Origin of the sequence: Streptomyces sp. NRRL F-5135 (assembly GCF_000719775.1) — a bacterium.
GTDB lineage: Bacteria > Actinomycetota > Actinomycetes > Streptomycetales > Streptomycetaceae > Streptomyces > Streptomyces hebeiensis.
In genome coordinates, this window is the sequence record NZ_JOHR01000062.1 from 1 (window position 1) to 911 (window position 911).

Genomic DNA, 911 nt, shown 5'->3' on the forward strand with positions numbered 1-911 from the left:
CGGCTGGCCGCCAAGTACCACATCAGTGTCAACTACCGGCCGTCGTCGCGCGGCGGCACCGGCGTCGTCGTCCTCTTCCCGCCCCAACTGCTCGCGCAGCAGCAGGAATCCGCCCCCGTACACCACACCCGGGTCCCGCGACGCTCCGTCGGTCCGGAGACCACCGCACCGGCCGGCGCGGTCCCGCCGCAAGCCCCGGCCTCCCAGGGGTCGCGGGCCGCTTCCCCGCAGGAACCTTTCTCCCCGCGGACGGTCACCCCTCCGCAGGAACCTTCCTTCCGCCAGGAACCCCCGGTTCCGCCGGCCCCGCCCATGTCGTCGGCACCGCCGGCCCCGCCCGCCGGCCAGGACGCCGCGGCGGCCGACGGTCCTCGTACCTCGACACCGAACGGGCTGCCCGTCCGTCCGCCCGGCCGGACCATGGCCGCCGCCGACCGAGGCCGTCCCCGGCCGGAAGCGGGGGACGAGGCCGGCCGGCCACGCCGCGACGCCGGCGCCCAGTTCGGCGCCTTCCACCGGGCGCGGCGAACCCCCGACGGCCCGCCCGGGGCCACCGCGGCCGAGTAGCCGCTCCGCTCTCTTCCACACCTGCCAGGCGCCCGGCGCCATCACCCGGAACGTGAGATTGGAGGCACGGGGCCGACGACCGCCCTTCCCGGCATCAGCAGCCCCATGTACACCATGCAGACCACTGACAACAGCCTGACCACCGGACTGGTCGAACAGATCGGCGAGCACCTGCGCGCGGAACCCCGCACACCGGCTCAGGACAACCGACCCTCATGAGCCTTCGGGTCAACACCGGTTTTCCGGACCGGCTGTACACCGTCACGGGCGGTCGCAGCCGGGCCGACGACGACACCTTCGACCTGGTCACCCTCATCGTGAGCGAGTGCGAGCCGGCGCAGGGG

General features: G+C 74.3%; 1 protein-coding gene and 1 pseudogene. Both read left to right on the forward strand.

Annotated elements, in window-relative coordinates:
- Positions 1 to 567: pseudogene (locus IG02_RS41270) on the forward strand (ATP-binding protein); the annotation flags it as partial.
- A 215-nt stretch (positions 568 to 782) separates the two neighbouring features.
- A partial coding sequence (locus tag IG02_RS41275; protein ID WP_158712461.1) for a DUF742 domain-containing protein occupies positions 783 to 911 on the forward strand: 129 nt, incomplete at its 3' end.